The organism is Myroides marinus, from assembly GCF_900109075.1.
GTDB lineage: Bacteria > Bacteroidota > Bacteroidia > Flavobacteriales > Flavobacteriaceae > Flavobacterium > Flavobacterium marinum_A.
On the sequence record NZ_FNYS01000028.1, the window covers coordinates 18,930 to 41,083 of the forward strand.

At 33.0% G+C, this 22,154-nt stretch carries 22 protein-coding genes and 1 tRNA gene; 17 read left to right on the top strand and 6 right to left on the bottom strand.

Annotated elements, in window-relative coordinates:
• Window positions 1-40 precede the first annotated feature (40 nt).
• From BMX53_RS17350 to BMX53_RS17380, 7 genes are all read left to right on the top strand, one after another.
• On the top strand, window positions 41-628 hold the full coding sequence (locus tag BMX53_RS17350; RefSeq protein WP_143061449.1) for a hypothetical protein: 588 nt from the start codon (window positions 41-43) through the stop codon (window positions 626-628).
• 366 nt (window positions 629-994) lie between these two features.
• Window positions 995-1,498, top strand: coding sequence for a hypothetical protein (locus BMX53_RS17355; RefSeq protein WP_244154539.1), 504 nt, complete (start codon window positions 995-997; stop codon window positions 1,496-1,498).
• A 19-nt stretch (window positions 1,499-1,517) separates the two neighbouring features.
• Window positions 1,518-2,072 (top strand): DUF4303 domain-containing protein, encoded by a 555-nt coding sequence (locus BMX53_RS17360; RefSeq protein ID WP_074748071.1) that lies wholly within the window; start codon window positions 1,518-1,520, stop codon window positions 2,070-2,072.
• Between the two features lie 20 nt (window positions 2,073-2,092).
• Window positions 2,093-2,854: a hypothetical protein gene (locus BMX53_RS17365; RefSeq protein ID WP_063176098.1), complete on the top strand. Its 762-nt coding sequence runs from the start codon at window positions 2,093-2,095 to the stop codon at window positions 2,852-2,854.
• Between the two features lie 4 nt (window positions 2,855-2,858).
• Window positions 2,859-3,134, top strand: a complete 276-nt coding sequence (locus BMX53_RS17370; RefSeq protein WP_063176097.1) for a hypothetical protein — start codon at window positions 2,859-2,861, stop codon at window positions 3,132-3,134.
• Between the two features lie 82 nt (window positions 3,135-3,216).
• A complete protein-coding gene (locus BMX53_RS17375) occupies window positions 3,217-5,487 on the top strand; it encodes an ATP-binding protein (RefSeq protein WP_394333472.1) in 2,271 nt (756 codons plus the stop codon).
• 2 nt (window positions 5,488-5,489) lie between these two features.
• Window positions 5,490-6,113, top strand: a complete 624-nt coding sequence (locus tag BMX53_RS17380) for a response regulator transcription factor (protein WP_063176095.1) — start codon at window positions 5,490-5,492, stop codon at window positions 6,111-6,113.
• 157 nt (window positions 6,114-6,270) lie between these two features.
• Here BMX53_RS17380 and BMX53_RS17385 read toward each other — a convergent pair whose 3' ends face one another.
• Entirely contained in the window at window positions 6,271-6,843 is a 573-nt protein-coding gene (locus BMX53_RS17385) for a hypothetical protein (RefSeq protein ID WP_074748077.1), read from the bottom strand.
• A 136-nt stretch (window positions 6,844-6,979) separates the two neighbouring features.
• On the opposite strand from BMX53_RS17385, the gene BMX53_RS17390 reads away from it, so the two are divergent.
• A complete protein-coding gene (locus tag BMX53_RS17390) occupies window positions 6,980-7,825 on the top strand; it encodes a hypothetical protein (RefSeq protein WP_074748080.1) in 846 nt (281 codons plus the stop codon).
• Window positions 7,826-7,891: 66 nt separating this feature from the next.
• On the opposite strand, the gene BMX53_RS17395 is transcribed toward BMX53_RS17390, so the two are convergent.
• Window positions 7,892-10,159 (bottom strand): FUSC family protein, encoded by a 2,268-nt coding sequence (locus BMX53_RS17395; protein ID WP_074748083.1) that lies wholly within the window; start codon window positions 10,157-10,159, stop codon window positions 7,892-7,894.
• Between the two features lie 145 nt (window positions 10,160-10,304).
• Between BMX53_RS17395 and def the strand changes: the two genes are divergently transcribed.
• The 4 genes from def to BMX53_RS17415 all read left to right on the top strand — a co-directional run bounded on the left by def (window position 10,305) and on the right by BMX53_RS17415 (window position 14,430).
• Window positions 10,305-10,892: a peptide deformylase gene (gene def / locus BMX53_RS17400; protein ID WP_074748086.1), complete on the top strand. Its 588-nt coding sequence runs from the start codon at window positions 10,305-10,307 to the stop codon at window positions 10,890-10,892.
• Window positions 10,893-10,955: 63 nt separating this feature from the next.
• Window positions 10,956-11,381: a DUF5606 family protein gene (locus tag BMX53_RS17405; RefSeq protein WP_074748089.1), complete on the top strand. Its 426-nt coding sequence runs from the start codon at window positions 10,956-10,958 to the stop codon at window positions 11,379-11,381.
• A 76-nt stretch (window positions 11,382-11,457) separates the two neighbouring features.
• Complete coding sequence (gene mazG, locus BMX53_RS17410; RefSeq protein ID WP_074748092.1) at window positions 11,458-12,228, top strand: nucleoside triphosphate pyrophosphohydrolase; 771 nt, start codon at window positions 11,458-11,460, stop codon at window positions 12,226-12,228.
• A 138-nt stretch (window positions 12,229-12,366) separates the two neighbouring features.
• On the top strand, window positions 12,367-14,430 hold the full coding sequence (locus tag BMX53_RS17415) for a S8 family serine peptidase (RefSeq protein ID WP_074748095.1): 2,064 nt from the start codon (window positions 12,367-12,369) through the stop codon (window positions 14,428-14,430).
• Between the two features lie 67 nt (window positions 14,431-14,497).
• Here BMX53_RS17415 and BMX53_RS17420 read toward each other — a convergent pair whose 3' ends face one another.
• Window positions 14,498-15,133 carry a hypothetical protein gene (locus BMX53_RS17420; RefSeq protein WP_074748098.1) on the bottom strand — a complete coding sequence of 212 codons (636 nt, stop codon included), beginning with the start codon at window positions 15,131-15,133 and terminating at the stop codon, window positions 14,498-14,500.
• A gap of 113 nt (window positions 15,134-15,246) precedes the next feature.
• Between BMX53_RS17420 and BMX53_RS17425 the strand changes: the two genes are divergently transcribed.
• The gene (locus BMX53_RS17425) at window positions 15,247-16,089 is read left to right on the top strand and encodes an alpha/beta hydrolase family protein (RefSeq protein WP_074748101.1); all 843 of its coding nucleotides are present in this window, start codon (window positions 15,247-15,249) and stop codon (window positions 16,087-16,089) included.
• 64 nt (window positions 16,090-16,153) lie between these two features.
• On the opposite strand, the gene BMX53_RS17430 is transcribed toward BMX53_RS17425, so the two are convergent.
• The 3 genes from BMX53_RS17430 to BMX53_RS17440 are packed head-to-tail and all read right to left on the bottom strand — an operon-like array spanning window position 16,154 to window position 19,222.
• Window positions 16,154-17,191 carry a COX15/CtaA family protein gene (locus BMX53_RS17430; protein ID WP_063176088.1) on the bottom strand — a complete coding sequence of 346 codons (1,038 nt, stop codon included), beginning with the start codon at window positions 17,189-17,191 and terminating at the stop codon, window positions 16,154-16,156.
• Window positions 17,192-17,195: 4 nt separating this feature from the next.
• Window positions 17,196-18,632 (bottom strand): CCA tRNA nucleotidyltransferase, encoded by a 1,437-nt coding sequence (locus tag BMX53_RS17435; protein ID WP_038986768.1) that lies wholly within the window; start codon window positions 18,630-18,632, stop codon window positions 17,196-17,198.
• Window positions 18,633-18,652: 20 nt separating this feature from the next.
• Window positions 18,653-19,222 carry an L-threonylcarbamoyladenylate synthase gene (locus tag BMX53_RS17440; protein ID WP_038986769.1) on the bottom strand — a complete coding sequence of 190 codons (570 nt, stop codon included), beginning with the start codon at window positions 19,220-19,222 and terminating at the stop codon, window positions 18,653-18,655.
• A gap of 308 nt (window positions 19,223-19,530) precedes the next feature.
• On the opposite strand from BMX53_RS17440, the gene BMX53_RS17445 reads away from it, so the two are divergent.
• The 4 genes from BMX53_RS17445 (at window position 19,531) to BMX53_RS17460 (ending at window position 22,151) form a co-directional block, all read left to right on the top strand.
• Window positions 19,531-19,956, top strand: a complete 426-nt coding sequence (locus BMX53_RS17445) for a PaaI family thioesterase (protein ID WP_117584342.1) — start codon at window positions 19,531-19,533, stop codon at window positions 19,954-19,956.
• Between the two features lie 42 nt (window positions 19,957-19,998).
• Window positions 19,999-21,057 carry a chorismate-binding protein gene (locus tag BMX53_RS17450; RefSeq protein ID WP_063176086.1) on the top strand — a complete coding sequence of 353 codons (1,059 nt, stop codon included), beginning with the start codon at window positions 19,999-20,001 and terminating at the stop codon, window positions 21,055-21,057.
• Between the two features lie 225 nt (window positions 21,058-21,282).
• On the top strand, window positions 21,283-21,999 hold the full coding sequence (bshB1, locus tag BMX53_RS17455; RefSeq protein WP_063176085.1) for a bacillithiol biosynthesis deacetylase BshB1: 717 nt from the start codon (window positions 21,283-21,285) through the stop codon (window positions 21,997-21,999).
• 78 nt (window positions 22,000-22,077) lie between these two features.
• Window positions 22,078-22,151 (top strand) — tRNA-His (locus BMX53_RS17460).
• Window positions 22,152-22,154: the final 3 nt, after the last annotated feature.

Consider the following 22,154-nt stretch of genomic DNA (forward strand, 5'->3'; position numbering starts at 1 on the left):
TTAGATAGATTAAGTGTTTTGTTTATAAATAAAAGAACTAATGAAAAAATATTACATCCCAGGAATGTTTAGCATTATACTATTGCCCATTATGTGTATATGGTATTTTAACTATAAAGGCTTTTTAAAAGAGTATAGATGTTATGCGTTGTCATCAGTAGTGATGGATAATGCCTGTAAGATTGTAGAAAGATATTCGTTCTATAATGATTCAGTAGTGTATAAACAGTATAAACTGTCAAATGATTTAATCAAAAATAAAGGGGTATTATTAGATGCAAAAGAGGAATTGAATACTATTTTTTCTTTAAATAATTACGAGAAAGGAGTTGAATTTATTTTCGATCCTACTATGAAATATGCTACTTATATAGAAGTTCTAAATTTAACGAATCATAAAAAAGGGAAGAGGATGATTACGTTAGATAAAATATTATACGTAAATGATAAGTATTATGAAGAAAACCAGATACCACCTGTAGTTAATAATATAGATTTATCTGAAGAAAAAGTTTTTATAAAAGAAAGTAACCTAAGTATTCTCATTAATCTAATAGGTAACTATAAATATCTTCTCTTTGGTAGTTTTATGTTATTGTTGTTGTTTTCTTTTAGAAATAGATACTAATAAAAGCTCTTAATAAGCGAAAGTATTGAATTTAAAATAAGTTAGGAGTGTAATGCTTTATGCTCCACAACGTATATCACGATTATAAGTATATACGTTGTGGAGTTACGAGTGAGATCCTTCCTTCGTCAGGATTACAACTCTTGCGATATTCATTGTACTTTTATATTATGGGGCGAATTGCAAGGTCCCTACTAGGGTATAATATGCCACATAGGTCTTATTAATCATTAAATCATTAAATCATTAAATCCTAATTCAGACAAATAATAGGAATGTCACAAAAACTAATAATAAATAAAACCACTGTAATTAGGGATGTTTACTCTCGATTTCTTGTACTACTTTAGAAAAATGAAATACCTTATGATTTTAGCGTCTATATTTACTTTATTTGGTTGTCAAACAAAGGCTCAAACGTTGCAAATAGCAACGATATATACTGAGCCTAAACAGGTGACAAGGGAGGTTCCTGAAACAGGTGAACAGCATACTTATACCACTTCTCAAGAAGTTACTGAGAGGTTAATGCCTTCTGTTTCTTTAGTGTCGAAAGAGGATAAAGTCTTGCGATTTCGCATACAAGGGAATATCAGTTCAAGAGGGCATCATATTCGCAATGTATCTAAGATACGTTTTGAACAAGGAGAAGAATTTGGAAATAGTATTACGCTGAAGTATTATGTAGTAGTTAAACATATATCAGGTAAAGAGAGTGGCAATGTAGCAGGTTATAATTACAGTAAAGAAGAAAAGTATAAGATACCGGCTAATGTGAAGGTGATAAATATAGAAGTATATGAAGAGCACCCTAATCAAGAACCTAAGTTAATAGCAGAACAAAAGTTTGACTTCTTTGCTAAAATTTAAGCTTAAACAACAACAATAAATGAATATAGATTTTAACGCATTAGCGATTGATATAGAGTTAGCTACACGTAAAGCTTTTCAAGAGATGCTAGCTAATCACAGTAGTGAAGAAATATACGGATTTGCTTTGTACAGTGATGAAGGAGCGATGACAGTTTGTCCTTCTACTAATACTCAGGTGTATTTAGAGACTAAACCTAAGCAAGATTATGTGTATTATAAATATGAACCTGCAGAATGGAACTACGAAGGTGATGGAGCTGACGATGATTTCTCAGCTATCTGTCATACGCTTTACAATGCTCTTGAAGGTGATTTTTGGTCAGAGGATGCAATAGATGATGAAGATTTTGAGGCTTTTCAACAGATGTTATATAAGACTTGTATTGCTGTATTGGTCAAATTAAAAGAAGAAGAGTTCTTTAAAAAGCTGGTGGGAAAAGATATCTTTTTGATGTTCTCTGTTACCGATTATGAGTATGATCGCGAAGAATTGAAAGAGATGATTATTACCTTAAATGACAACCCTTATTGTCAAGAGTATTTGGATTGGATGAAAACTTGGCGTAAATAAAAGACTTGATTACAAAAAAAATGAGTGATTTAATAAAACTATTTCCAGAATACGAAAGTGTGTTCTATGACGATATCGAAAACCACAAGAAGTATTTCTTACCTATATGTTCTTTTAATTTAAAGCTGATAGATCCTACTAAAGACCAATGGTTGCACATGGTATCTGTCAAAGAGATCTTTGACGGCTGTATAGGGGAGAATACAGCAGCGTATCACACAACTTTTACTAAAGAAGATATGTTTGGATTTGATGTGATAGATGGCAAGTATAAGTTTGATGCAGATTGGAATTTCTTTTCTGTAGATACAGTGATAACAGCAGAGGATTATCAGAATAAGTACTCAGAATTAGAGATAGAATATAATAAGAATGAGACTATCTATCAGCTCAAAAAAACATATTATCAGAAACATGGCAAACTATGTGATAAAGATTATGACCGACCAGGTTTGCACGTAGATGGTATTCGCAGCTTAGAACGTATGCGTCAACTAACTGTTGAAGACATGGAAAACGGCAATCACTCAGACTATTTAGTAGAGCGATTAGAGCAAAAGATTTATAGCCTTTTCGAAGAGTTAAATACAGCGGGTTTACCTTTAGAAGATTGTAAGTTTGGAGGAGAGAACTTGATAAATAAACCCTATCACAATGATGTGTTGTTTCCGAATATTGCTGCGATAGAAGGATGTGATTTTCAACAAAGTGCGGCAGATTTTCTATTTCTTTTTTATAATGAAGAGATTAACAAAGCTGTGATATGCTTGGAATACACTTAATAAAATGGAAGAGACTAAAGTAAACTGTTCTATTCATGGAGAGCAAGAATTTGGACTATTGTGTACACATTTAGCACATAGTTTATTGGATAGAGTTCCAGTGGGATTTCACGAATATGACGCTGGTGATGCAGGGAGACCTGATGGGTGGTGTGATGCTTGTGAAGCACGTTGGGAATTAACAACTACTGAAGAAGAAAGAGAGCAATGGTTCTTAGATTGTGATCATAAATTACTATGTGTTAACTGCTGGGACGAAGCTAAAGAATTAAATAGTTGATTCTATCTAAAGCCTGATTATGCATTAAGTAGTCTGTTGAATTAATTTATCTTTGCTATCTCTTATCAGATGGCTAATATTTATACTATTGAAAATACTATTAACCCCTTTATCGCATTTGTACACTAAGGCTTCTAAAATAGCCTTATTAACAGCTCTTTTATTGCTTGGCACTGTGCAATCTGTAAGAGCACAGTCTTTGGAGAACAGGGAGAAGCAGTATAAAGCTCAAGTTAATACAGGTAAACTACAGAATTCAGTAGCAGTGTCCTATATATCAGCTTCATATGCTAATAAACAATATGATAATGCACAAAAGGTTCTAACACAGAATGTAGCTGCTGCTATTAAAAGGGCAGATTATAGTAGTGTGAGTATACTATATTGTATTGAGGCGGTGAATTTGCGTTTAATGGAAAACAATACAGGTGCAGAGAAAAGTCTTGATTTGGCTAAACAATATAGTTTGAAGGCTAATGATAATGAGACTAAAGGTTATGTAGCTTATTGTGAAGGTTGGTTAAACAGTAGAAATGGCAAACAGGACCAGGCAGTAAAGAACATAATAACTGCATTAAAGTATTATGAGGAGTCTGTTAGCTCGACTACATTAAACAAGAGAAAATCTCTTGCCAATAATGAGTTGAGTGTGATCTACAATAACTTAGGTGAAGAAGAGCTAAATGAGAAATATGCCAAGGCTTCACTACAATATGCTTTATTGCAAAGCGAGCCTCAGACTAAGTTTTCTGCTTTTATGCAGATGGGTAATTTATACGATCGATTATATGGTAATAATCCTTCTCAGACTAATTACCGCAAGTTGTCAGAACGCTATTTCTTACAATCTATAGATATCTTTAATCAGAATAAGGATGTAATGAATAACCTTTCTGATTTGTCTTTTGCCAATAACAATCTAGCAAGCTTATATTTATATTCTTTTCCTGATAACTATCGTCCTAAGGCATTAGAATATGCAAAACAAGCCAATGCTATTGCATTAAAATTAGAACGCGCAGATCAGATTGCCTCTTCTTATGGGATTATGTCTACAATATATCAGGTAGAAGGTGATACAGATAAGGCCATTTACTATCTATTAGAGGCAAAGGATGCTATTCGCAAGTCAAGTTTAGTTGACAGAAATATAGAACTTAATATCTATGAGTCTTTAGTAGAGGTATATGTAGAAAAAGGCAATTTTAAAGATGCTTTTCACTATCAACAGGAGTATTTAGAGTTATTTAAGAAGCTGTTTAATCAAGATAAAATTGAGATTGTCAAAAAGTTAGAAGCGGAGTTTGATAAAGAAAGGCAACAGCAACAACTAATAAAACTACAGTTTCAGTCTGATAAGAATGCTCAAGAAATAGTGTTAATGCAAGCATTAGCGCAACAGAGAGAGCAGGTACTAAACAACCTAAAGCTATCAGAGGAGAACCAACGCAATCAGTTGAAGTTCTCCGTGCTGGAGGCTCAAAAAAATGCACAGCAACTTAAATTATCTCAGTTAGAGACAGAACAAAAGAACAAGGATCTTCTGACCTATAAGAATATAGTGGCTTATAAAGAGAATTTGAACACATTTTATGTAGCATCTATTATCTTCTTCTGTATCTTGATTTTGCTATTACTATATGCGTATAGACAACGTGCAAAGACAATGAAACAGAAAGATGATTTGCACAAACTCGCTTTGGAACAAGAGAAACAAAACTCTAAGATTTCGACACTGACAGCCTTATTACAAGGACAGGAGGAAGAAAGAGGACGATTGGCTCGTGATCTACACGATGGGTTAGGAGGATTGCTTTCTGGAACGAAACTACACTTAACACAATTAAACGATAAGGTAGAGGGACAGACTAAACAAGGTCTCGAGAAGTCAATTGATCAAATAGATGGAGCAGTGGCAGAGCTTCGTAAAGTAGCGCATAACTTAATGCCTGACTTATTAGTAAATTACGGATTAAAGGAAGCTTTAGAGGAGTTTGCTATTCGCATGTCTAATGATACTTTAGATATTCATATCGAGTTTTTAAGTTATACAGGAGCTTTATCACAAGAGCAACAATTATTAGTCTATCGCATTATCCAAGAGTTGGTAAACAACGCTATTAAACACGCAGAGGCCTCTCAGATTATTATTCAATTGGTAGAGGAAGAAACGGATATAGTAGTAACCGTAGAGGACGATGGAAAAGGCTTTGATATTAATAAAATAGATTTAAAAAAATCAGCAGGTTTCCACAATATACAGTCGCGTGTACAGTTTATGAAAGGAAACTTAAATGTACATGCTGAAGAAAACGTTGGAACGAGTATTGAATTTACATTTCCTAAAAAATAATTATGATAAAAGTAGCGATTACAGATGATCATCCTTTATTGTTAGAAGGATTAAAAAATATATTAAGCAATCAACCTAATATTGAAGTAGTAGCTTGTTTTTCGGATAAGACTTCGATGATGGATGGTTTGTCAAAAACAGAGGTAGATGTTATCTTATTAGATATCAATTTAGCAGATATTAATACCTTAGAATTAATAAAACCATTAAAACAGAAATTCTCTTCGCTGGAGATTATTATGCTTAGTGTACACAATGAGTATGCTGTAATTAATAGTAGTTTGACAGAAGGTGCTAAAGGATATATACAGAAGAATGCCTCTGTAGAAGAGATTATTGCAGGAATTAAGACAGTGTATGACGGCGGAAGTTATTTGTGTTCGCAGTCAAAAACGGTACTCGATAAAAAAGAAGAAGTTGGTCTAAAACAAATCCCTAAGCTTACACGCCGTGAGAAGGAGATTTTAGTAGAGGCTGCATCAGGACTTACGACTAATCAGATCGCTGAGAAACTATTTATTAGCCATCATACTGTAGAGAGTCACCGCAAGAACTTAATCGAGAAGTTTCAGACTTCTAATCTAAGTACAGCGATTAAGATGGCTATGGAGTATAATTTGATTTAATAGATATAGTTTGTGGTTTACAGTTCACGGATGTGTCTACGGTATTGTATATTGTTCTTCATTCCACTAATATGGATATATCACTTTGAATAAAATAAAAAAGCCAAATTCATTCATTTGAATTTGGCTTTTTAAGTAATAAGCGATTTTCTTTTTTCTAATTAAATTTTAGTTCAGCTTGATAATGAATAATCACTTCAGTCATATTATAATCTTCATCATAGACTGGTGTGTAGAAATAAACAAACACAGAACCTTTATATTTTGTCAATGGAATAGTTTCATAGTTCGATAAGTTATTTAATATCTTAATAGTTCTATTACCTATCCAATGCTCAGCGTTTCCTTTTGGGTTTTTATCAAATCGGTGATCGGTAGCATTGCTATAAAACCAATAACTTGGTGCTTCGTCAGATACTATAAGTTCTTTGTTAGGATTATACATTTCGTCTGCAAAGGCTGTGTTCTCAAACCATGGCACTTCTAAATCAGCCTCGCCAATTGCAGAGCGATATAAGTCTTTATCAAAAGTAGCTCCTATAAGAAAGCTCTCTACGCTAAAGGATTCAACTTCAAAAGCAAACTCTCCACTTTTTAAGTTTATTACACCATTATCCATAGTAACTATCTTTCCATTTTGTTTTACTTCTACTTGGATAGTTCCTTCTTGTGCCCAGCTGCTTATTTGAGTAATGAATACTAACAATAAACTAAGACCTAATCTTTTCATACTAATTTTACTTCGGTTAATAATTCTGAAGCCAAAAGTAATATAACAAGGAGGTAAAAAGATTAGCTGTAAATAGGGATATTTATAAAATGAGAATAGTGTGATCTTTGAATTAGTATAAAAGAGTGCAATAAGAATGTATATAGGTACAACAACACCTGGGCGTAAAGAACGATTCATTATAGTAGAAAAAGGAGATTCTACTCAATCTCTCTTGGCTTTTAGTCAAAAAGAGCAAATAACCAATTTGATTATATCTGGTAAGGAAAGTGGCTTAGAAATACTAGTAGATGAATCCTTTGCTCCTTTGTTCAAGGAAATAAAGATTCTTCATCTAAAAGATATAAGTATTAATAAGAATTGGCTATATCAGTTTGTAAATCTAAAACGTTTAGAGGCTAAAGGTTGTCAGTATAAAGGAAAAGAACCATTAGATTGGTTGATGTTTACAGTATTGGAAGAAGTCTTTACTCCTTATTCTAAGTTATTTGAGAATCTGTTTGTACATCCTACTCTAAAAACAGTCTTTATAGAAAACTTTGATCAGGAAGGTTTTGTTTTTCCTTTAAACACTGTAATAGAATCTTTCTCAATAGAAAAGAGCAAAGAATGTACTTGGAGTAGTTTAGTAAACTTAAGTGCCTTAAAAGCGCTCTATTTAGTAAAAACACCTACGTTGACAGATATTAACTGGTTAAGCAAGCTTACACAGTTAGAAGATATAGAAATAAGCGCTTGTAAAGAGGTAAATAACTTGATAGCATCTATTGCAGAAGTAAGTACTTTAAACACTGTATATTTATCTTCTATGGGAGATATAGAATCATTAAAACCACTTGAGAAGCTTCAAAATTTAAAGGAGTTAACCATTGAATCAGGAGGAAGGCTTATGGATAAGAAAAGTAGTGTCGTTCTTAATAAATTAACTGGTCTTGAATACAGTATAGAAATGAAGAATTATATAGATAGTAACGACAAGTAAAATTGAATACTAATAAAATAGGCCTTTATAGTGTTAGCTATAAAGACCTGTTTCTATCTTTTAAAATTATGGAATAATCTTCTTTCTTAATGAGCTAAGCATAGAAGCGTCTTCTTCGCTTTTTTTCATTGTAGCTATACTAGCTGTAATTTTGAATATCTTTTCGGATAAACTAGATAGCCAGATAAGCTGTTCTATCACTAATACGGACTCTTCCATTAAGCTCTGTATCTGTTTATCGTCAGAGTAAGTTTTCTTTAATTCATATTCTCTAATACCTTTTAGGTAAGAGATGCTTAGATTAAAGTTTTCTGTGCGTTCTATTATTGCAATTTCCTCATTATTATGATCTTCTAATAGAGCTATAGTCTGTTTTAGGTTACCTATCGTATAATCCATTACTACATTGAATGCTTCAGAGGCTTTTGTAGTTGTATGAGATTGTACATAGATTCCAATAGAAGCTGCTGTCGATAGAAAAGTGTGATTTAGCACAGCTAATTCGTATAATTCTGTTCTATACTTCTGTTTAGATTTTGGCTCTTGAATCATACGTTGAAAAGAAGCCATTAAGTTACCTATCTCAATAAATGCATATTTTCTAGCTAATTTATAAGGTAAAGTAACCTCTCCTTTTTCATTATAATAAAGTGTGATTTCTTTTACATATTCTTTATTTGCTTCTATAGATTTTTTTAAATGTGTATTTACATTTAAGAACTCCCATGAAGGCCATAACAAATAGTTGGCAGCAAAGGCTAATAAAGCACCAATTATTGTATCTACGATTCTGTAAATCATTACATCCATAAAGTTAGGAGTAAGTAATCCGTAGATTAGCACAACATACATCGTTATAAAAGTAACTCCGACTTTATAATCAGTATGAGAGAACCAATAACCTATAATCATCGTTAATACAGTAATATAAGCGATTACTGTACCATTAGGAATAAGATAAAGTAATCCTATAGCAAATAAACCTCCTAAAACAGTACCAATTACACGTTCAAAAGAACGTTGCTTAGTAAGACCAAAACCAGGACGCATAATAACGACTATTGTCAAAAGAATCCAGTATCCGTTTAATAGATCAAACATTTTACTAATAATAAGACCAACTAGAATAGTAAGAGTTAGTCTTAATGCGTGTCTAAAAATAGTAGAAGTAAAGTTTAAGTTCTCTTTTAAAGTCTCTAATCTATAGTGGACAGGAGTTAAGAACTTCTCTAAATCTTTAAATCTCTCTTCAACATCAGCAGTAAAAGCCTTTTCAGTTAATGTTTTTTCTAAAGCGTGTATTTTGCTAATCTGATTTTCTGCATAATGCAATACATTAGAGAACATAACTACAGCCTCTACCATATTGTTAGAATCGCCACTTTTGACAAAATTATTAAGCATTAATTGAATCTCTCCAAGCTCTTTAGACAAGTCATACTTAGATTTATATTTAGTACCTAGGTTAATAGAATACGCAATATCGTTGATTGTTTCAGCGAAGTGATAAGCTAGTTGTTGGTAGCTTTTGATTACTTCAGGTTTGTTTTTAAATAATTCGTGTAACTTGCTGTGTTCAAAAGAAGTAGATACTGCTATCTCTAGTATCTCTACAAGTGTAGAAAACGCAACTAGTAAACGTCTATTATTCGACGAGTTACCTGTATTGGCTTTATTTCGAACTAAATATTCACGTAGATTTTCGTGTACTTCATTTAGATGAACTTGAATATTTAATTGCTCTTCAGTAATCTTTTCAATATTAGCATCCTTATCCCATAGTTGACCTCTGTGTTTTAGATAGTCCGCTGTTAGCTCCATACACTCTGAAGTCTGGAGTACAACATATCTCTTAGGTCTGATAAGATTAAAGGCAAGTGAAACTACTAAGTAGAATAACCCTCCAAGGAGTAACATCAAGCAGTGTAGTAATAAATCTTTGCCTTCATAACTATGTGCTAAACCTAAACTCGCAGCAAGTAGACCTGTAAACGAAAGCATATTAGCTCTATGCCCGTATACCGAAATCATGCTTAAAGAGAATAAAATAAAAACAAAAATAGGATAGAAGTACCAATGTCCATCAGTAATAGACAGTGCAAAGGTAACAGCAGGAACTGTAAAAGCCCCAACAGTAAGTCCGATTATCTTGTCTTTTTTGTTACTAGGAATATCAACAGGGGCAGTAAGCATAGCTCCAATAGCAGCCGCGAAAGCCCAGTTAAATGCTTCATAAGGCATTAGTATTAAGAATGGTACAACTGCTGATATAGTTATTTTTAAAGAATCAGCAAGATGAGTATTATCTGTGAATTTTCTAGCTTTTCCTAGCATGGGGTTTAGAAACTTTGATTTTAATTAAAGAATAGGACTTTTTACTTAGCAATATAATACAATTTAGAGACCAAAAATAATTTGGAGTGTTATTTATTCATTTATTTTTGAGTATTTTTGCACCTTTAGAATAAAATAAGAAGACATGATATTATCAATAGTTGGATACGGTGATCCCGTTTTACGTAAAGTAGGAGAGGACATCACTAAAGACTATCCAAACTTACAAGAGCTAATCGCTAATATGTATGAGACAATGTATGGAGCATATGGAGTAGGATTAGCGGCACCTCAGGTAGGATTACCTATTAGATTATTCGTAGTGGATGCTGCCCCTTTTGCAGAGATGGAAGGAAATACAGAAGAAGAGATTGCTTTTTTGACTACTTTCAAAAAAACATTCATCAATGCTAAGATTTTAAAAGAAGAGGGTGAAGAATGGGCTTTTAATGAAGGATGTTTAAGTATTCCAGAGGTACATGAACCTGTTAAAAGAAAATCTAAGATTCAAATAGAATATTATGACGAAAACTTCGTTAAGCATATAGATGAATTTGATGGATTAGCTGCACGTGTTATCCAACATGAGTACGATCACATTGAGGGAGTGCTATTTACAGATAAAGTTTCTGTCCTTAAGAAAAAGTTGATTTCTAAGAAGTTGAACAATATTTTAGAAGGTAAAATATTCACAGACTACAAAATGAAATTAAATAAGAAAAAAGGCAGATAAATAACTTGATTATTAATAACAATTTAAGATATTTGCGACTCTTAAAGTAAAATTTAGAAAAAAATGAGTTTAGAAAAAGTTTTAGCTATTTCGGGAAAACCAGGATTATATGAGTTACTAGTACAAACTCGTACAGGATTTATCGCTGAATCATTGGCTGATGGGAAAAAAAGTACAGTAGGATTAAGAAATAACGTTAGTTTACTTTCAGAAATTTCAATCTATACTTACAGTGATGAAGTAAAGTTATTTGAAGTATTCAAAAACATTGCAACAAAAGAAAACAATGGTGAAGCTATTTCTCACAAAGAAGACAATCCTACATTAGTAGCGTACTTCAGAGAAGTATTACCAGAATTTGATGAAGAAAGAGTATATGTTTCTGATATCAAAAAAGTACTTAACTGGTACAATATCCTTCAAAAAAGAGGATTAATTGCTGAAGCATTTACTGCTGAGGCTGCAGCTACAGAAACTGAAGCTAAATAATTTATAAAAAATTATATCTAAAAGCTCGCTTTGTCAAAAGCGGGCTTTTTTTTATATTCGTTCAAAACGTATAATTATGCATACAAGAGAAGAACAATTACAAGCGGTAGGTCGCTTACTAGATATATTAGACGAATTAAGAGTAAAATGCCCATGGGATAAGAAACAGACTTTTGAAAGTCTGAAGAACTTAAGTGTGGAAGAAATGTATGAATTAGTTGACGCTATTACAGAAGGGGATACTGATGAGATGAAGAAGGAGCTTGGAGATCTACTAATGCATATTGTTTTCTATGCTAAAATAGGAAGTGAGCAATCTTTATTTGATATTAAAGATATTGCAGATAGTATCTCTGATAAACTTATCTTTAGACATCCTCATATATATGGAGATGTAGAAGTAAACTCAGAAAAAGAAGTATTAGAGAACTGGGAAAAGCTTAAACTAAAAGAAGGCAATAAATCAGTACTAGCTGGGGTGCCAAAAGCATTACCTGCATTAATAAAGGCTTATAGAATTCAACAAAAAGCTAGTGGAGTAGGTTTTGATTGGGATAATGTGAATAATGTATGGAATAAAGTAGAGGAAGAAATCGAAGAATTCAAGGTTGAAGTAGCTAAGGATAATAAAGAGTTAATGGAAGAGGAATTTGGAGATATTTTATTCTCTTTAATTAATTATGCACGACACCAAGGAATTGATCCTGAGAAAGCTTTAGCTCAATCTAATAGTAAGTTTATCTCAAGATTTAATAAAGTAGAGGACCTTGTCAATAAACAAAACAATGGTTTTGATAATGTTACACCTGAAATTCTAGATCAATATTGGAATCTAGCTAAAAAATAAGCTATAATAAAAACTAACCTGATTAGATATATATAATACAATTCAAATATACTTTCTCTTTTGATGTCATAAATGAAACAATTAACATAGCAAGGCATAGGCTTTGGGCTATTGATTTAAACAATAAAGCCAATCGCCATGAAAAAAGTAATAACCTTATCCTTATTGTGTTTCTATGTTTTTTCATTTGCTCAAAATGATTCTTTAATTAGAAACATTATCACAGCTAGGAGTTTGCAATCAGATCGCGAAGTTCAGGTTGATTTAGAAAGAGAACACATTCTTCGTCAGGAGAAAGTGAGTAGAGTAATTAAAGAGAGGAATATCCCTTATAGCTATGTGTCAGATTTAGGGGTATATAGTGAGATTGTAGATGTTTATCCAGATGGTAGGCCTCTATACTATCAAGGATTTAATTCTAGAGCTGCACAAATTGCTAAAATTCCTGCTATTCAGAAAGGAGGAAAGTTCAATTTAAACCTTACTGGTAAAAATGTATTAATAGGTGTTTTTGATGCTACTCCTGTTTATAAGAAACACGATGAATTCAAAGATAGGTTAAATCAAATTCACATTAAGTCTGAAGTAGTTTCAGAGAGTGCTCCTCTAAGCGAGCGTAGAACTTTTCAACTAGCTCAAGAACATGCTACACATGTGACAGGTACTATCTTAGCTAAAGGATTGTATCCCGAAGCGAAAGGACTAGCTCCAGGAGTCAGAATATATTCATATAACTGGAGGAATGATGAGATTAATATGAGAGATGCTGCAAAAAAAGGCGCTTTAGCTAGTAATCATTCATATGGAGCAGTCATTATTAGTAATGGTAGACTAATCATTGATCAACGTTTAGTAGGAGTATACGATTGGAAAGCAGAAGGGTTTGATCGTGTTACATTTGCTTTTAAAAACTATCTGCCTGTTATTGCTGCAGGTAATAATCACAAGTATGCTAATGTATTAAATGACAATCAAACAGAATTTAATAACCTGGCAGGTATTGCTACTGCTAAAAACACTTTAGTTGTAGGTTCTCTGGCTCAGCTAAGTAATTCTCTAGATATTACAGATATGACAATATCACCTACAAGTAATTATGGACCAACAAGAGACTTTAGAATAAAGCCTGATATAGTAGCTAAAGGTGAAGGATTGTATTCTACAATTAATGACTATTCCCGTACAGAAGATTATGTACTTAGAACAGATAGATATACTTATCTAGCAGGTACATCTATGGCTTCTCCTGTCGTAACATCATTAGTAGCACTATTACAAGAATGGGCTGTTAATGCGTTTAGTACTCCTCTTAGAGCAGCATCTATAAAAGGGTTAATTATTCATACAGCTTATTCACTTAATAAGATTACTGATAAAGAAAGTAATACTATAAAAAACCTTGGAAAGGGACCTAATGCAGTTTATGGATGGGGAGCTATTGACGCCGAAAAAGCAATGACTCTATTAAATAACTTATCTACTAATCGAAGTTATTTAATAGAAAATGAACTTGTCAATAAAAAAACTAAGAAATATATCATTACGAATAACTATGATAACAATGAGATCGAAGCAACTTTAGTGTGGACTGATCCAGCTTCTGTATTTGATTATAGTCTTATAGCGATGAGTAACAGTAAGCCTGTGTTGGTAAATGATTTAGATATGCGTCTTAAAACAAGTAATTTGACCTATTTGCCTTGGGCACTTAATAAAGATATAAATAATCCTATAGCTTTAGAGAAAGATAATGATGTAGACAATGTTGAGCGTATTACTTCCAAAAAATTAGTTAAAGGAGAAAGCACATTGACCATAAGTCATAAAGGAGGTATAATTCTTGGAAGACAAGAGTATTCATTAATCTTATCTTCTAAAGAACCAATATCAATTGTTGAAATAGATGCTAGTAAATCAGGAGATAGTACAACTGAAGAAATAGTAATCCTACCCAAAGAGATTACTGATTTAGATATTGGTATTTGGCCTAATCCTGTTGTGAATATAGCAAATTTAGATTATGATATTCAACAACTTAAAGTACATGAGTTGAAAATCTATGATCTAAATGGAAGATTAATAAAAGTAGTCAATGACGTTGACAAAAAAGCCCTGTCTTTAGAAGATTTGACTATAGGTAGATATATTCTAAATTTTATGACTAGCGAAGGAATAATAGTAAAACACATCGTTAAGAAGTAAGATAGATAATAAGAAAAGCCCTATTTCTTAAAATGAAATAGGGCTTTTCTAGTTTATATGACCGACATTATTTTTTTGTTTCTGCTTTTTGTGAAGTTGCTTTTTTAGCAGCTTCTTGTTCATGTTCATTTAGCATTTTTAAGAAAGCCTCTTGTTGTACTTTCATATCCTCTTGCATTCCTTTCATTAACTGCATAAAATCTTGTGCAAAGAAATCTTCATATTCTTCATTTAGTTCCTGAGAATACAATGCTCTTCCAGCTTGAGGGTCATTTGCAATATTTAGCATCTGATTTGATTTATTACCTAATTCTAAATAGCGTTGACCTGTTTCACTTTGATGAATTTTAACTGTAAAATCTGAAATACCATTAGAGTTGTATTCTGATTTTTGTTGAGAAGAACCTCTTTCATCTTTAAATCTTGTACTAATAGCTATTATTTGCCCTTTATCATTGCGTTTGATATTAGAAAAAGTAAGGTTGGCAATCTTTTCATTGTTGACCTCTTTTTTAATCTCTTCTAATTCATTATCTTTAGTATCCTTATTTATAAGATACTCTACAGTAGTACTCTTTATTTTTAGACTTTCCTTTTCTTGAGCATTTACTCCACTAATAGTAAAGAATAAAATAGTAGAACAAATTGCTGTTTTAGCAAGGATTGTTTTAAAAGAAATAAGTAACTTTTTAAATGCATTCATAAAAATAGGTTTTTAGGTATAACAAGTTTTTAAGTTCATTACGAATTTAAGTCTTAAACATTTAAACTTAATCTAAAATACTGAATATGAGTGTTAAAATAAATTAAAATGATATGAAAGAAAATTTAATAAAGAATGAGGTAGTTATAGAAGGTTCAGCAAGACCATTCTTGTCTGACAGCACTTATATTACAAGTGATGCTGCATTGCCATTAGTGATTTTTTGTCACGGTTATAAAGGATTTAAAGACTGGGGAGCTTGGGATAAAGCCATGGATTATATTGCGGAGACAGGATGCTATGTTGTCAAGTTCAATTTTTCATTGAATGGAACTACATTAGATGCTCCTACTGAATTTAATGACTTAGAAGCTTTTGGACAAAATACCTATACTCAGGAACAAAACGACTTAACCGCAGTTATTAATTACTACAAAGAGAAACCGGAAGTAGATAAACATAATATCTATCTAATAGGACATAGTAGAGGAGGAGGAACAGTGATCTTACAAGGATACTATAATGCTGATGTCAAAGGAGTAATTACCTGGGCAGGTGTATCAGATTATAGAAAGCGATTTCCTAAAGGAGAGCGCTTTGAAGAGTGGGAGAATAAAGGAGTATTCTATAGTGTAAATGGTAGAACACAACAACAAATGCCACATTACTTCACTTTTTGGGAAGATTATGCTATGAACGAAGATGTACTTAATGTACAGAAAGCGGCTCAGCATTTAAAGAAACCAACACTTATTGTACAAGGGACAGATGATCCTGCAGTACCTCTAAAAGAGGCTCAGTTATTGCACCAGTGGATATCGAGTTCCTTATTAGATGTGGTAGATGGAGCAGATCACGTATTCGGGTCTAAGCATCCATATACAGACGATAACTTACCAGAGCATTTAGAGCATGTTGCACGAGTGACGAGTGAGTTTATACACTCAACTAAATAACAACTAAAAAGGGGCGTTTAAATCATCGATTTAAACGCCCCTTTTTTATATTGACTATTGTATATTAATCTAAATTGCTTTTACCACTGTAATAGCATTTTCTAGATTCTAAAATTAATTGGAACTGAACTCCAAAAAGAATAGAAGCTAATACTAAGTGAGCAGCTTGTGATCCGAATGGGAAATGTACATAATACATCATAATTCCAGTAAATATCTCCAGAATAAGTAATACCATTACCCACTTCATTTTGTCAAAACCTAAGTTCATACTTCTATTGATATAGAATAAATACATATTTAGGAACATCACTAAGAAAGAGAAACTTCTATGGATATAGAATTCTACTGTAGGATTGTTAAGCCATAAGTATTCGTTACCTATTCCAGCCTGTACTTGCTCATCTATAAATTCGCGTACTTGTGTTCCTAGTACTACTTGAATTAAAGTAAAAGCAAGAGATACAGCTAATAATGTTCTAAATGTACCATTGTATTTCTTAATCTCAGTACCTGTTTTTGCTCTTCTGATAATTCCTATAATAATAGCTACAATAACTAAAGCCATTACCATGTGAACTGTAATTTTAATAGGGTTTAGTACTGAGTAAACTACTGTAGCTCCTAACCAAGCCTGGAATCCCATTAAGAAAACAACTAACCAAGAAGCCAATACAAGTCCTTTGCGGTCTCTCCAGAATCCGAATGAAGCAATAGCCATTGCTAAACAAGCAAGCCCTGCTAATGCACCACATAGTCTGTTTACATATTCAGTCCAAGTGTGTTTAGCATTAAACTCTGCATAATCATGACGAGTATATTTCTCCCAATGGTTTTCATCATACGTGTCAGTAGTAGTAAAAGTTTCTTTTGCTTTCCAAAGACTCTCATCGTGAATGATCATTTGTCCTTTTTCGTATTCTCTATTTGGTTCCCACGTGATTGTTTGTTCTTCAGTAGGAGGGATGTAATATCCAAAACACTTTGGCCAATCTGGACAGCCCATTCCTGACCCTGTCATTCTCACTGCAGCACCCGCAAATATTACTAAATAAACTAGTATAAGTGATGCTTTAGCTAATGGCAAAAAATAGTTTCTCATATTCTTATTTTTTATTTACAATTTCAAGTCCCATCTTAGATGCTTTAGCTACCATAAATTCGTAAGCAGCATCGTATTCATTAGGGATAACACCTTCTAAAATAGCTTCTTTTATAGCCTCTTTAATCATACCGATTTCTCGACATGGCTTTAGGTCATAAATTTCCATAATCTCTTCACCAGAGATAGGAGGTTGGAAGTTACGTACGTGATCGCGTTCTTCTACTTCTACTATTTTATCTCTAACAATCTTGAAGTTATTGTGGTATTTTTTAAATTTAGATGGGTTCTTAGTTGTGATATCAGCTTCACATAGCGTCATTAGATCTTCTACATTCTCACCAGCATCAAAGACTAATCTACGCACAGCAGAATCAGTTACTTCTTTTTGTGCTAGTACAATAGGTCTAGAACTCATGATTACCATTTTCTGAACGAACTTCATCTTTTGGTTTAATGGCATGTGAAGTCTCATAAAGATCTTTTTAACCATTTTACCTCCTAAGAATTCGTGTCCATGGAATGTCCAACCTTGTTTTTTAGAAAAACGCTTAGTAGGTGCTTTTCCGATATCGTGAAGTAGAGCAGACCATCTCAACCATAAATCATCTGTATTCTCACAGATATTATCTACTACTTCTAGAGAGTGGTAGAAATTATTCTTATGAGTATGACCTTCTATTTCTTCTACTTGATTTAGAGCTGTTAATTCAGGTAAAATCATGTCTAATAATCCCGTCTTATACAGTAATAAGAATCCTTTAGAAGGCTTTTTAGCCATCAGAATTTTGTTTAGCTCATCTACTATACGCTCACCAGAGATAATCTCAAGGCGTTGGTGATTAGTAGTTATAGAATCTAGTGAATTCTGCTCTATCATAAAGTCTAGTTGAGTAGCAAAACGAATTGCTCTCATCATACGCAGTGGATCGTCAGAATAAGTAATGTCTGGATCTAAAGGAGTGCGTATAATTTTATTCTCTAAGTCAGTAACTCCGTTAAATGGGTCTACTAACTCACCATATGTTTCTTTTTTAAGAGATATAGCTAGCGCATTAATCGTAAAGTCACGTCTATTCTGATCATCTTCTAATGTACCATCTTCTACCACAGGTTTTCTACTGTCGAAGTGGTATGATTCTTTTCTAGCACCTACGAACTCGATGTCTATATCATCATATCTAAGCATAGCAGTACCATAGTTTTTAAATACTTGTACTTTAGGCTTATTAGGTAGTAATTCAGAAACTTTTAAGGCTAATTCTATTCCGCTGCCTACAGCTACAATATCAATATCCTTTTTAGAATCTCTTTTTAATAAAAAATCTCTTACAAATCCACCAATAACATAACTATCTACATTTAAACTCTCAGCTGCTTTAGAGATATATTCAAATATAGGATGTGTAATAGCTTCTTTATATATAGGGGTTTCAGTCATAATATATTCAATAGGAGTAACTACTTTCTAATGATTGTTACTTGGCTATTATTTTTTAATTTAATAATTGTAGAAGGTTTAGCAGGTTTAGTCTCTTGTTGACGTAATTTTACTACATAATCTACACCTTCTAAGATCTCTTTACTAATCTCACTAAAGTTAGCAGGAGAAGGTGCTCCACTGATATTAGCTGAAGTAGAAACCAATGGAGATTTCATTTTCTCGATTAGTCTAAAGCAGAAAGGTTCTTCTACTATACGGATACCAAGTGAGTTATCTGAAGAAACTACTTCTGGTGCCACGTATTTAGGGTTATCTAGGATTAAGGTAGTAGGTCTTTCACTACAATCTAAAAGATCCCAAGTTACTTCTGGTGGAGAATTAAACACTTTGTGAAAAATTCTCTCTGTAGCTAATACAATCATGCTTTTGGTCTCAGCACGTCTTTTTAGCGCATATATTTTTTTGATAGCTTCAGGGTTATTTGCATCACATCCTATTCCCCATACTGTATCAGTAGGATATAAGATTATTCCGCCATTTTTAATGACTTCATATGCATTGAAAACTTCTTGTTGGATATCTTCCATTATTTGTTGTAAATAGTATAGTTATAATCAAGGAGGTAAAATTACTAAAAAAATAGGATAGTAGTAACTGATGAAAGTCATTAAAAACGCAGACTAGCCCAAATTCAAAACAATTATAATATTTTTAAGAATTCAGCAGTTAATTTCCTTTAATTTTAAACCCATTAAGGAAGTAGAAAAGAGGAAATCACTTATCTCTTTTACTATTTATCTAGTGAATATCCCTTAGAATGATTATCTTAACCATATCCTTAAGGGATAGAGTATTGACTAAAAATACTTTACAACTAATTATGAGCAAAAAGAATATGAAAGACTTTAATAAAGAAGAATTATTAGCAATGTATGCCAAAGTGTGTAAGAATACACTTATGGAAACATTAGAAATAGAATATATAGATGCAGGACCTGACTTTTTAGTAGCTAAAATGCCTGTTAATCCTAGAGTGCATCAACCAATGGGATTATTGCATGGTGGAGCATCTGTAGCTTTAGCAGAAAGTTTGGGAAGTGGAGCTTCACTAATGCTTATAGATCCTGCTAAACAAGAAATAAGAGGAATTGAAATCTCAGCTAATCACGTAAAGAGCAAGCGTGCAGGTTATGTAATAGGTACTGCTAGATTACTTCACAGAGGACGCACATTACACTTGTGGGAGATTAGAATTACAGATGAAAACGATGTCTTAGTATCAATCTGTAAGATTACCAATATTGTTATTGATAGAGAATAAGCTCTAGAATCTGAATAATTAAAGAAAAGATAAAAACATAATATGTATTTATTTAAATGCTTAGCGAAACAGTATAACGGCCAAAAGCCCTTTTCTGTCTATCGCAAACCCAATTCAACTATCGCCGTGGGTTTATTTCAGAAAACCTATGCTTTATGTGAAGTAGAAACTTTTGAAGAACAAGGTTTTATCTTTGCGCCATTTGCAGAAGGCAAGAGATTTTATATCCCACTAGCAGAATCAGCTATTATCAAAGAAACGCTAAATGAGGCTACTTATGAGCTAGCAGATGTTTTATTAGATTATGAAAACAAGGAAGCTAAAGAAGCATTCGAAGATTTAGTTACGCGATGTGTTAATGCTATTAAGGACAAGAAATTTGGCAAGGTAGTTCCTTCTCGTAAAGAGAGTATATCTTATCAGGTAGAAGATCTAGGAATATTGTTTCAGAAATTATGCAGTACTTATCCAACTGCTTTTTGTTCTTTAGTTTATCATCCTCAAATAGGTTTGTGGATGGGAGCTACTCCAGAGACTTTACTTTCAGTAAATGGGAACACTTTAAAAACTATGGCATTAGCTGGTACTCAAGTCAATCATGGACAAGAAAAAGTAGAGTGGGGATTAAAGGAGCAAGAAGAACAACTCTTCGTAACAGACTTTATCACAGATACTTTAAAACCTTTTTCGAGTGATATAACAACCTCTGAACCTTATTCTAAGAGAGCTGCTAAAGTGATGCATATTTGCACTGATATTACAGCAACATTAAAAGATAATAACCTTAAACCAATAGTTGAAGCATTACATCCAACTCCTGCTGTATGCGGGATGCCAAAGGCAGTTGCTAGAGATTTTTTAGTAAAAGAAGAAGGCTACCACCGAGCGTATTATGCGGGGTATTTAGGAGAGCTTAATTGCAATGTGGAGTTAGAAAACACAGAAGAAACTAATCTATTCGTAAATTTGCGCTGCATGAATATAGAAGAAGATAAAGTTAATCTATATATAGGTTGTGGAGTAACGATTGATAGTGATCCTACAAGTGAGTTTATAGAAACTGTAAATAAGTCTTCAACAATGAAGAAGATTCTTTTTTAATGAAGAATGAACAATTGTTGACGGCTAGCGGTTGACAGTTATAAGTTTTTGCCTTTGGCATCTGTAGAGGCGAATTGTAATTCGCCCACACAAACAAGCGACACCATACAAACAAGGTAGAGACGCAATACTTTGCGTGTTACACAAAATATGAATACACGGAACAGATTACAAATCCGTTCCAATAGCAAAAAAACAAAATAACGATATTACAAAAAACAAAAAATGAAACTAGATATATTAGCCTTTGGAGCACACCCAGATGATGTAGAATTAGGATGTGGGGCAACCATAGCCAAAGAAGTAGCACTAGGTAAGAAAGTAGGAATTGTAGACCTTACGCAAGGAGAATTAGGAACTAGAGGGTCTGCAGAGATACGCAAAGTAGAAGCTACAAATGCTGCAGCTATATTAGGAGTGTCTGTAAGAGAGAATTTAAAGTTTAGAGATGGATTCTTTACTAATGATGAACAACATCAATTAGAGATCATAAAAATGATCCGTAAGTACCGTCCTGAGATTGTATTGTGCAATGCTATTGATGATAGACATATCGATCATGGTAAAGGGAGTAAATTAGTATCAGATGCTTGTTTCTTATCAGGGCTAAGAAGAATAGAAACTAGTTTAGATGGAGAAGGACAAGAGGAGTGGAGACCTAAAGTAGTATATCATTATATACAATGGAAAAATATAGAGCCAGACTTCGTAGTGGATGTAACAGGATATATAGATAAGAAGGTAGATTCAGTGATGGCATATACAACACAATTCTTTGATGCAAACTCAAAAGAACCTAGTACACCTATTACCTCAAAAAACTTCTTAGATAGCATTACGTATCGTGCGCAGGACCTGGGAAGGTTAATAAATAAAGATTTTGCTGAAGGATTTACTGTCGAAAGGTATTTAGCAGTCAACACATTAGCAGATTTGATATAAAATAGATGTAAAAAAGTGTAGAAAAAGCTTGCGAAGTATAGAAAAATCGCTAAATTTGCACTCGTTAAACAAAACATGGTAGCTATAGCTCAGCTGGTTAGAGCGTCGGATTGTGGTTCCGAAGGTCGTGGGTTCGAAACCCATTAGTTACCCTA

Coding starts and splice junctions, on each gene's coding strand:
- BMX53_RS17350 (WP_143061449.1), top strand. CDS start 41: ATGAAAAAATATTACATCCCAGGAATGTTTAGCATTATACTATTGCCC.
- BMX53_RS17355 (WP_244154539.1), top strand. CDS start 995: ATGATTTTAGCGTCTATATTTACTTTATTTGGTTGTCAAACAAAGGCT.
- BMX53_RS17360 (WP_074748071.1), top strand. CDS start 1,518: ATGAATATAGATTTTAACGCATTAGCGATTGATATAGAGTTAGCTACA.
- BMX53_RS17365 (WP_063176098.1), top strand. CDS start 2,093: ATGAGTGATTTAATAAAACTATTTCCAGAATACGAAAGTGTGTTCTAT.
- BMX53_RS17370 (WP_063176097.1), top strand. CDS start 2,859: ATGGAAGAGACTAAAGTAAACTGTTCTATTCATGGAGAGCAAGAATTT.
- BMX53_RS17380 (WP_063176095.1), top strand. CDS start 5,490: ATGATAAAAGTAGCGATTACAGATGATCATCCTTTATTGTTAGAAGGA.
- BMX53_RS17385 (WP_074748077.1), bottom strand. CDS start 6,843: ATGAAAAGATTAGGTCTTAGTTTATTGTTAGTATTCATTACTCAAATA.
- BMX53_RS17390 (WP_074748080.1), top strand. CDS start 6,980: ATGTATATAGGTACAACAACACCTGGGCGTAAAGAACGATTCATTATA.
- BMX53_RS17395 (WP_074748083.1), bottom strand. CDS start 10,159: ATGCTAGGAAAAGCTAGAAAATTCACAGATAATACTCATCTTGCTGAT.
- def (WP_074748086.1), top strand. CDS start 10,305: ATGATATTATCAATAGTTGGATACGGTGATCCCGTTTTACGTAAAGTA.
- BMX53_RS17405 (WP_074748089.1), top strand. CDS start 10,956: ATGAGTTTAGAAAAAGTTTTAGCTATTTCGGGAAAACCAGGATTATAT.
- mazG (WP_074748092.1), top strand. CDS start 11,458: ATGCATACAAGAGAAGAACAATTACAAGCGGTAGGTCGCTTACTAGAT.
- BMX53_RS17415 (WP_074748095.1), top strand. CDS start 12,367: ATGAAAAAAGTAATAACCTTATCCTTATTGTGTTTCTATGTTTTTTCA.
- BMX53_RS17420 (WP_074748098.1), bottom strand. CDS start 15,133: ATGAATGCATTTAAAAAGTTACTTATTTCTTTTAAAACAATCCTTGCT.
- BMX53_RS17425 (WP_074748101.1), top strand. CDS start 15,247: ATGAAAGAAAATTTAATAAAGAATGAGGTAGTTATAGAAGGTTCAGCA.
- BMX53_RS17430 (WP_063176088.1), bottom strand. CDS start 17,191: ATGAGAAACTATTTTTTGCCATTAGCTAAAGCATCACTTATACTAGTT.
- BMX53_RS17435 (WP_038986768.1), bottom strand. CDS start 18,632: ATGACTGAAACCCCTATATATAAAGAAGCTATTACACATCCTATATTT.
- BMX53_RS17440 (WP_038986769.1), bottom strand. CDS start 19,222: ATGGAAGATATCCAACAAGAAGTTTTCAATGCATATGAAGTCATTAAA.
- BMX53_RS17445 (WP_117584342.1), top strand. CDS start 19,531: ATGAAAGACTTTAATAAAGAAGAATTATTAGCAATGTATGCCAAAGTG.
- BMX53_RS17450 (WP_063176086.1), top strand. CDS start 19,999: ATGTATTTATTTAAATGCTTAGCGAAACAGTATAACGGCCAAAAGCCC.
- bshB1 (WP_063176085.1), top strand. CDS start 21,283: ATGAAACTAGATATATTAGCCTTTGGAGCACACCCAGATGATGTAGAA.